The sequence below is a fragment of the Nocardia sp. NPDC055002 genome, assembly GCF_053608825.1.
The window spans coordinates 409,207-417,962 of record NZ_JBSGWE010000005.1; the positions used below are offsets into that span (position 1 = coordinate 409,207).

The 8,756-nt window shown below is 67.1% G+C and carries 8 protein-coding genes; 6 read left to right on the forward strand and 2 right to left on the reverse strand.

Annotated elements, in window-relative coordinates:
• Positions 1-36: 36 nt before the first annotated feature.
• Complete coding sequence (locus tag ACWF99_RS23230; protein WP_452537333.1) at positions 37-810, forward strand: DNA alkylation repair protein; 774 nt, start codon at positions 37-39, stop codon at positions 808-810.
• Here ACWF99_RS23230 and ACWF99_RS23235 read toward each other — a convergent pair.
• Both ACWF99_RS23235 and mftR2 read right to left on the reverse strand, forming a co-directional pair.
• Positions 807-1,862 carry a 2Fe-2S iron-sulfur cluster-binding protein gene (locus ACWF99_RS23235; protein ID WP_378634380.1) on the reverse strand — a complete coding sequence of 352 codons (1,056 nt, stop codon included), beginning with the start codon at positions 1,860-1,862 and terminating at the stop codon, positions 807-809. The two genes, ACWF99_RS23230 and ACWF99_RS23235, sit on opposite strands and share 4 nt — an antisense overlap.
• A 37-nt stretch (positions 1,863-1,899) precedes the next feature.
• Complete coding sequence (mftR2, locus tag ACWF99_RS23240) at positions 1,900-2,532, reverse strand: mycofactocin system transcriptional regulator MftR2 (RefSeq protein WP_378634382.1); 633 nt, start codon at positions 2,530-2,532, stop codon at positions 1,900-1,902.
• Positions 2,533-2,717: 185 nt separating this feature from the next.
• Here mftR2 and mftA point away from each other — a divergent pair, with 185 nt between their 5' ends.
• The 5 genes from mftA to ACWF99_RS23265 all read left to right on the forward strand — a co-directional run bounded on the left by mftA (position 2,718) and on the right by ACWF99_RS23265 (position 8,710).
• Entirely contained in the window at positions 2,718-2,822 is a 105-nt protein-coding gene (gene mftA, locus ACWF99_RS23245) for a mycofactocin precursor MftA (RefSeq protein ID WP_101468422.1), read from the forward strand.
• A 2-nt stretch (positions 2,823-2,824) separates the two neighbouring features.
• On the forward strand, positions 2,825-4,300 hold the full coding sequence (mftC, locus tag ACWF99_RS23250; protein ID WP_452537365.1) for a mycofactocin radical SAM maturase: 1,476 nt from the start codon (positions 2,825-2,827) through the stop codon (positions 4,298-4,300).
• Between the two features lie 140 nt (positions 4,301-4,440).
• Positions 4,441-5,838 (forward strand): mycofactocin biosynthesis glycosyltransferase MftF, encoded by a 1,398-nt coding sequence (gene mftF / locus ACWF99_RS23255; RefSeq protein WP_358060798.1) that lies wholly within the window; start codon positions 4,441-4,443, stop codon positions 5,836-5,838.
• Positions 5,839-5,848: 10 nt separating this feature from the next.
• On the forward strand, positions 5,849-7,240 hold the full coding sequence (gene mftG / locus ACWF99_RS23260) for a mycofactocin dehydrogenase MftG (RefSeq protein WP_452537334.1): 1,392 nt from the start codon (positions 5,849-5,851) through the stop codon (positions 7,238-7,240).
• A 105-nt stretch (positions 7,241-7,345) separates the two neighbouring features.
• On the forward strand, positions 7,346-8,710 hold the full coding sequence (locus ACWF99_RS23265) for a GAF domain-containing protein (protein WP_378634389.1): 1,365 nt from the start codon (positions 7,346-7,348) through the stop codon (positions 8,708-8,710).
• The last annotated feature ends 46 nt before the right edge of the window (positions 8,711-8,756 follow it).

The following is an 8,756-nucleotide window of genomic DNA, read 5'->3' on the forward strand; positions in this document are numbered from 1 at the left end:
GGAGCCTGCGCGGGCATGTCACCGCACCAGTGTTGAATGCGGAGGGAATCCGCCGACCCGGAGGTGCGTGTGTCCGAGCTTCCCACCGCTGCACAGGTGCGTAAGGCCCTCGCCGACCTGGCGAACCCCACTGACGCGCATCACCTGCAACGCTTCTTCAAGACCGGCCCCGGCGAATACGGCGAGGGCGACATCTTTCTCGGCATCCGAGTCCCTGTCACCAGAAGAGTGGCGAAACAGTTCCCCGCGCTGCCGCTTTCGCAGATCGACGAACTCCTCGACAGTCCCCTCCACGAGGAACGCCTGGCCGCCCTGTTCATCCTCAACGCCCGCTTCGCGGCGGCATCGAAACCGCGTGCTCTCGACGACAAGGCCCGTCAGGAGATGGTCGATCTCTACCTGGCGGCTGTCCGGCGCGGCCGGGTCAACAACTGGGATCTGGTCGACGCCTCCGCCGAGAACATCATCGGCCCCTGGCTACTCGACAGAGACCGCACGCTGCTGTTCGAACTGGCCGAACAGGATTCGCTGTGGGAGCGCCGAGTCGCGCTGTTGTCGACGTTCGCGTTCATCAAGGCGGGCGACCCGAGCACCACCTTGGAACTCGCCGAAATCCTCCGGACCGACCGCCGAGATCTGATCCAGAAGGCGCTGGGCTGGATGTTGCGCGAAATCGGCAAGCGCGTCGACCAGACCGCACTCACCGATTTCCTGAACAGGAACGCACCCGAACTGGGCCGCACCGCGTTGAGCTACGCGACCGAACACCTCGACCCCGAGCAACGCGCCGCCTACCGCGCCATGCGTTAGAACTGGATCCGCAGCCGATCGGTCACCGGCCGCGCCTGGCAGCCGAGGATGTACCCGTTCTCGATGTCCTCGGGATCGAGGATCTCCGAATTGGCCATCTCCACTTTGCCTTCCAGCACGGTGCAGGCACACGACCCGCACTCGCCCTCCTGGCAGGAGTAGGGCACGTCGAGGCCCTTGTCGAGCATGATGTCGACCAGCGTCTGCTTGCGTGGCCACGACATCTCGTGCACCTGGCCGTCGAGCTCCACCTCGACCGTCGCCGCGTCGGCCGCTTCGGCCTCGGACACCTCGGCGGGCGCGTGGTCGGCGAACGGATCTCCGGCGAGGGAGTTGAACACCTCGGCGTGGGTGCGGTTGCGCGGGACCTCGAGCGAGGCCAGCGCGTCGTGCACCAGGTCCATGAACGGCTTGGGCCCGCACATGAACGCCTCGTAGGCGGTGTAGGGCCGGACCAGGGTGGCCAGCATGTCGGCGGTCGGCAGGCCGAGCAGCGGTTCGAGCCAGTGGATGACGGTGAGTCGCTGGGGATGCTTACCGACGAGATCGCGGAGTTCGTCCGCGAAGATCACCGAGGTCGCGTCGCGATTGGCGTAGACCAGCACGACCTTGCCGGAACCCTGCGACAGTGCCGACTTCAGGATCGACATCACCGGCGTGATCCCGCTGCCCGCGCCGAACAGCAGCATGTCCTCGTCGAGATCCTTGGGCGTGAACACACCTGACGGCGGCAGCACCTCGACCTCGTCGCCCGCGGCGATGTTGTCGCACAGCCAGTTCGAGCCGTATCCGTCCACGGTGCGCTTGACGGTCACCTTCGGCAGATCATCGGTGAACGGCGAACTGGCCAGCGAATAGCAGCGGGCGACCGATCCGGTCTGCTCGCTCGGGATGCGCAGCGTCAGGAACTGGCCGGGGGAGTAGGCGAAGCGCTCGCGGAGTTCGGCGGGCACCTCGAAGACCACGGAGTTGGTGTCGGCCGTTTCGGCGATCACCGCGGCTACTCGCAGCACCACCGAGCGCGAGCCGTGCGGAACCTCGACTGTGGTCATGTCGTCCTCTCGGGCAAAACTAGAACGTGTTTCAGTTTCATGCTAGGCCGGGACGCGCCTGCAGGGCAAGCTGCGCCTCGAGTCCGGCGACCAGCACCTCCATCCCGAAGTCGTAGGAGTACTTGCCGCGCAGGTCGGACATGTACTTCGTGGCTCGGGCCACCGCCTCGGGCAGCAGCACGTCGGCCGGCGCGGAACGGTCGCGCGGATTCACTCTGCTGCGGCCGAACAGGTAGGTGTGGATGGTCGCGTAGGCGGCCAGCACGTTGCGGTCGCTGAAGCCCGCGTCGAACAGGATCTCCATCACGGCGTCGATCAGGTCGAGCTGCTTGCCGAGCATCTGCTCGAGCAAGATGTCGCCCAGGCCGGGATGCGTGCGCAGTTTATCGTCTATCTGATCGATCAGATCGCGCAGGCGCTCCTGCCACGGACCGGACTCGCGCGAGGGCTTGCGCACCCCGACCAGTGCGGCGCTGGCGACCAGATCGAGTAGCTCGCGCTTGTCGGCCACGTAGTAGTACGGCGCCATCGGTGACACCCCGAGCTCGCGCGAGAGCCGTCGCATCGACAGCTTTTCGACCCCGTCCTCGCGCACCACCCTCAGTGCCGCGTCGACGATCTCTGCCTCGGACAGTGTCGAACCAGCACCCGCCCCACCATGGTTACGCAAGCCTCTGCCTCACCTCTGCTGCCACCGGGCCATCAGCCCTTTTCCCATCCCTGCCTCCGGAAGTCTAGAGGGGTTCGCAGCCGAGGGGGGCGGGGTGTGCTCAGAGAAAGATTTTCCGATTTCGCCCTTTATGGCAGTCACTGACGTTAAGGTGCGTGGTGACCGGCAACACAATGGAGGTAGTCATGCCTGAGAACACCACGCCCGCGACCGTCGAATCCGACGAGGACCTGGTCACCGAGACGCTGATCGAAGAGGTCAGCATCGACGGCATGTGCGGCGTGTACTGACCATGCTGGACCTCGACACCCGCTGGACGCTGCACCCTCGGGTCTCGTTGCGCCCGGAATCCTTCGGCGCGCTGCTGTACCACTTCGGGACCCGCAAGCTCTCGTTCCTCAAGAGCCGCGATCTCGTCGATGTGGTCCGGTCGCTGCCCGCGCACTCCTCCGTGCGCGAGGCACTGCGTGCCAAGGGCGTAGACGCCTCCGACGCGCACGTCGCAGCGCTCGCGCAGCTGGCCGACACCGACATGATCGTGGCCTCGCCCGGCCCGGTCACCGCCGCGCCGACAGCCTTGGCGGCGGGTGACGCCACCCAGGGCGGCAGGCTGATCGACCGTTTCGAATCGGGCCTCGCCGCACCGATCTGCCTCACCTGGGAACTCACCTACGCCTGCAACCTGTCGTGCGTGCACTGCCTGTCCTCGTCGGGTCGCCGCGACCCGAACGAACTGAGCACCGAGCAGTGCAAGGCGCTGATCGACGAGTTCGAGCGCATGCAGATCTTCTACGTCAACATCGGCGGCGGTGAACCGACTGTGCGCCCGGACTTCTGGGAACTGGTCGACTACGCCACCGCGCACAATGTGGGGGTCAAGTTCTCCACCAACGGCGTTCGCATCAACGAAGAGGTCGCCGCGCGGTTGGCGGCCAGCGACTACGTCGACGTGCAGATCTCCCTCGACGGCGCCGATGCCGCGGTCAACGACGCCGTGCGCGGTCCCGGCTCCTACGACACCGCGATCAAGGCGCTGTCGAACCTCGCCGCGGCGGGTTTCAAGGACGCCAAGCTCTCGGTGGTCGCCACCCGGCACAACATCTCCCAGCTCGACGAGTTCAAGGCCATCGCCGACAAGTACGGCGCCACCTTGCGACTCACCCGCCTTCGTCCCTCGGGTCGCGGCGCGGACGTGTGGGACGAGCTGCATCCGCTGCCCGAACAGCAGCGCGAGCTCTACGACTGGCTCGTCCGCAACGGCGAGGGCGTCCTCACCGGCGACTCGTTCTTCCACCTGTCCGCATTCGGCTCGGCCCTACCGGGTTTGAACATGTGCGGTGCGGGCCGGGTGGTCTGTCTGGTCGATCCGGTCGGTGACGTCTACGCCTGCCCGTTCGCCATCCATGACCGCTTCAAAGCCGGAAACATCGTCGCCGACGGTGGTTTCGCGGCGGTCTGGACCGACTCCGAGCTCTTCGCCGAACTGCGCGAGCCGGTCGACGGTGGCGCGTGCACGAAGTGCTCGCACTACGACTCCTGCCGTGGTGGCTGCATGGCCGCGAAATTCTTCACCGGCCTGCCCGCCAACGGACCGGACCCGGAATGCGTTCAGGGCTACGGCGAAGCGGCGCTGTCGGCGCCGGGACGCACCATTCCGCGCCCCGCCGTCGACCACTCGCGCCCGGTTCGCAGTCGGGGCAGGGTGTCGCTGCCGTTGACCGTGAAGCGCCCACCTGCCAAGGCGTGCAACGAGAGTCCGCTCGGCTGACCGCGGCCGGTTGCCGGAAATGCGCTGCCGATCTTGTTGACGCGTCCGGCAACCGGTCACAGCGGCATTTCAGGCAGACTTTCCTCCTTTTTTGTGGGGTGATGATGTCTGAGAGCTCAACTGCGCATAGCATGCGAGGAATGCGCCATGATCGTCTGCCCGACGGCTTCGGGGTACGGATCGATCCACGGGTACGCGCATTTTCCGGGGGTCGGATCCTGATCGGAGGATCGCCCGCACGGATGCTGCGCTTGGCCCCGGAGGCCGCCGAGTTGATCGGCGACGGATACCTGGAGGTGACCGACACCAAGTCCGCGATCGTCGCCCGCCGGCTGCTCGATTCCGGCGTGGCCAACCCGCGTCCGCGGCTCGAACCGTCCCTCGACGACGTCACCGTCGTCATCCCGCTCTACAACAACGCCGACGGGCTGCTACGTCTGCTGGCAGTGCTGCGTGGGCACAATGTGATCGTCGTCGACGACGGCTCCGACGAGCCGGTCCGCATCCCGCCGCGACCGGGCCGCGGTCAGGTGACGGTGCTGCGGCACGAGAGCCCGCTCGGCCCCGCCGCCGCCCGAAATGCCGGATTGCAGGCGGCGACAACGGGCTTCGTGGCGTTCCTCGACTCCGATGTGGTGCCGCGCAGCGGCTGGCTCGAGGTCATGCTCGGACATTTCAGCGATCCGCAGGTCGCGCTGGTCGCGCCGCGCATCGTGGCCCTCGATTCCGAATCCAACGCGCTCGCTCGCTACGAACACACCCGCTCCTCACTCGATCTCGGCCGGCGCGAATCGGCGGTGCACGCCCGCGGCATCGTGTCGTACGTGCCGAGCGCGGCGCTGCTGGCCAGGCGCGCGGCGCTGCTCGGCGAGGGCGGATTCGACGAATCGATGCAGGTGGCCGAGGACGTCGACCTGTGCTGGCGGCTCGAACGCGCGGGCTGGCGGTTGCGCTACGAGCCCGCCGCGCACGTCGCCCACGATCACCGGGTCGCCTTCCGCGCCTGGTTCGGGCGGAAGCTGTTCTACGGCACGGGCGCGGCACCACTCGGGAAACGGCACTCGGGCTTGGTCTCGCCGCTGTCGGTGCCGACCTGGACCGTGCTGGCCAGTCTGCTGTTCGCGACACTGTCGAAATGGGGTCTGCTCGGCGGACTCGTCACCCTGGCCACGGCTCTGGTTCGCCTGCGCCGGGTCTTCACCGAACTGGACAACCCGACCCGGATCGCGGCGGTCTACCTCGCGCGCGGTTACTTCGCCGGGATGTGGCGACTGGCTTCGGCGATGTGCCGGGACTATTGGCCGGTGACGCTCCTGGCGGTGATCGCGTCGAGCCGGATCCGCAAGATCGCCATCACGATGGCACTCGCCGACGGTCTCGCCGACTGGTTCACCCATCGCGACTCGGGCGGGCTCGACCCGGTCCGCTATGTGGCCTACAAGCGTCTCGACGACGTGGCCTACGGCACGGGCCTGTGGCTGGGCGTCATCCGGGCGCGCAGTTTCGAAGCGCTCAAGCCGAGCGTGCCGCCCCGCTGAAGACGGCTGCGTGACCAGCACTCTCATCGTCGGAGCCGGGTCGGCGGGTTGCGTGCTCGCCGCGCGGCTCAGCGCCGATCCGGCGCGTTCCGTGCGTGTCTTCGAAGCCGGACCGGTTTTCGCCGCGATGGGGGAGCTGCCCGTCGAACTGCTCGACCCAGGTCATCTCCCGGTCGGCCCCGAGTCCCGGCTGGTGTGGCGTTATCCGGGAAATCTGGTGCGGGGCAAAGTGATCGGTGGCTCCGGTGCGATCAACGGCAGCTACTTCATCCGCCCACCCGCCGACGACTTCGCCGCCTGGAGCGCGGTGGCGGGCCCGCGCTGGTCGTTCGAATCGGTCCTCCCGGTGTTCTGCGCGCTGGAAGACGACGCGGATTTCGGCACTGTGCCCGGTCACGGAATCGGCGGCCCGATCCCGATCTCACGAACCTGCGACCCCTCCGAGTTCAGCGTCGAATTCGCGCGACATTGCGTGGCAGCGGGATTCACCGAAATTCCCGACCTCAACACACCGGCAGATACCGGCGTGGGATTCGGGCGCGTGCCGTTGGCGCTATCGCGAGGTCGCCGCGCCGGGCCCGCGATCACCCATCTCTTTCCCGCACTCCACCGAAGCAATCTGATCCTCACCGGCGAAACAATGGTGACCCGGCTATTACTGCGTGGCACGCGGGTAATCGGTGTGGAGTGGGCTCGCGGGCGAGAACACGGGACGACGTATGCCGATGAGGTGGTGTTGTGCGCGGGTGCGGTGGAGTCGGCCGCGCTGCTGATCAGATCCGGGATCGGCCCCGAACCGCTGCTGCGCTCGCTCGGCGTTCCGGTGCTGCGACCCGCTCCGGTGGGCGCGTGGTGCACCGATCATCCGGAGATCGGCATCGAATTCGCCGGAGCGGAACCCGCGCGGTCGACCGTCGCGCTCGAGTACGTCCTAGAAATGGACGACCTGGAACTACGCCCGTACACCGCGATGTTCACGCCGGGTCTTCGCCGGGTGGGGGTCGCCCTGATGCGTCCCGAGTCGACCGGCGAGCTGACCCTGGTTTCGACTGATCCGGCCGTCGCGGCCCGCGTCGACCAACGCTATCTGCGCGCCGAGCAGGACCGAGCCCGGTTGCGCGAGGGCGTAGCACGCACGGCGGATCTCCTGGGTCGGCGCATCGGACCCGTCGACGACTCCTGGCTGCGCGCCAACCTCGGCACGTCTCAACATCTTTCCGGTACCTGTCGCATGGGCCGCGCGGGGGACGAGCGCGCGGTGGTCGACGAACAGGGGCGTGTGCACGGCATCGAGGCACTGACGGTGGCCGATCTGTCGGTCGTCCCGGTCCCGCTGCGGCGCGGTCCACAGGCCACCACTGTGATGCTCGCCGCGTCCATAGCGGACCACATGGTCGTGTGACGAAGTGACGATTGATACCACGATGTGACCTGCGGGACAAACCCCGACTTCTGGCGGTTGGCCTGATATCTGCCCGGTACAGTTTGTAGCGGGAAAGAAAGGCAAATGGTCAGCAATCTTGCAGGTGGGAGGCCCCCACGGCAGGCATCGGAGTCGGGCGCACAGCTCGGTGCTCTGGAAGCCTATGCCGCACAGGCCCATGGATTTCTCAGTGCCGGTGGTGAACAGCTTACCCAGCTGGCCGGTCTTCTACGTCCGCTCGTTCTCGAATCATGGCTGCGCAGTGTGCGCGGCGGTGTCGACCCGACGGACGTCATCGACGGTCGCGGGCTGCGCGGCGCCGATCTGGAGCGTTATCGCGACGCCCACCCTATCGCCGCGCTCATGCCGCTGATCGACAAACTGCTGGTCCAGGACGCGTCGCACGCCGGATTGATCGTGACTGTGGCCGACCAGTTCGGTCGGGTGCTGTCGGTGCACGGGCATCCGGAGCAGGTCGCCGCCGCCGCCGAGATCGGCGTGCGCGAGGGCGACGATCTCAGCGAGCGCCGGATCGGCACCAATGCCGTCGGCCTCGTCGTGCGCACCGGCCGCGCCACCTGGATCCACGGACCCGAACATTTCCTGCATCGTATGCACCAGATCACCGGCGCCGCGGCTCCCGTGCACGAGCCGGACGGCCGGCTGATCGGCGTTCTGATGATTGCCGGCGGGATGCGGGTGGCCAAGCCCGAAATTCTCGCATTGGTCAAAGCCGCCGCGACCGCGGCCGAGATGGACCTGGTGCTGCGAGCCATGCGCGCGAGCCACGGCATCAAGGCGCCGGCTCCGGCGAACCGCGACGGCAGCGGACAAGCCAGGCTCGGTCTGGACGTCTTGGGTCTCGGTCAACCTCAGTTGAGCATCGCGGGGGAGCGGGTGCCGCTCTCGCAACGCCATGCCGAGATCCTGCTTTTGCTCACCGAACACCCCGAAGGTCTCGGCGCCGATCATCTGGCGCTACTGCTGGACGACACCGATCTCGACAACGGCACGATCCGCGCGGCGATGTCGCGGCTGCGGTCGGTGATCGGCGCCTCGGTGGTCGGTTCGCGCCCATACCGTCTCCGCGTGCATGTCGCAACCGATGTGGAGGAGCTGCGGGCCGCACTCGACTCCGGTGATACCGCATCCGCATTGAACTTGTACGCGGGTCCGGTGCTGCCACGCTCCTCGGCTCCCGGCATTTGCGACATCCGCGACGAGCTGCGAGTCCGATTGCGGACCGCCGTGCTCGCCGCGCCCGACGCCGCCGTGCTGCGCCGATGGACGTCGTGTCCGGAAGGTCGCGACGATGCCGCCGCATGGGCCGCCTATCGGTCGACCGTCGATCGTGATTCGCCGCTGTATGCGCAGATAGAAGCCAAGATCCGGGTACTCGACCGGCGCATCGGCGCCGATGCAACGCAGATGCAACGTTTCGGCTCATAGTGTCCCGGTCTGAAGGTGTGGTGGCTCACATATGGATGGCCGATGT

Bases quoted from the DNA above. Each gene is read 5' to 3' on its own strand.
- mftC (WP_452537365.1), top strand. From the start codon at position 2,825: ATGCTGGACCTCGACACCCGCTGGACGCTGCACCCTCGGGTCTCGTTG.
- ACWF99_RS23235 (WP_378634380.1), bottom strand. From the start codon at position 1,862: ATGACCACAGTCGAGGTTCCGCACGGCTCGCGCTCGGTGGTGCTGCGA.
- mftA (WP_101468422.1), top strand. From the start codon at position 2,718: ATGCCTGAGAACACCACGCCCGCGACCGTCGAATCCGACGAGGACCTG.
- ACWF99_RS23230 (WP_452537333.1), top strand. From the start codon at position 37: ATGCGGAGGGAATCCGCCGACCCGGAGGTGCGTGTGTCCGAGCTTCCC.
- mftF (WP_358060798.1), top strand. From the start codon at position 4,441: ATGCGCCATGATCGTCTGCCCGACGGCTTCGGGGTACGGATCGATCCA.
- ACWF99_RS23265 (WP_378634389.1), top strand. From the start codon at position 7,346: ATGGTCAGCAATCTTGCAGGTGGGAGGCCCCCACGGCAGGCATCGGAG.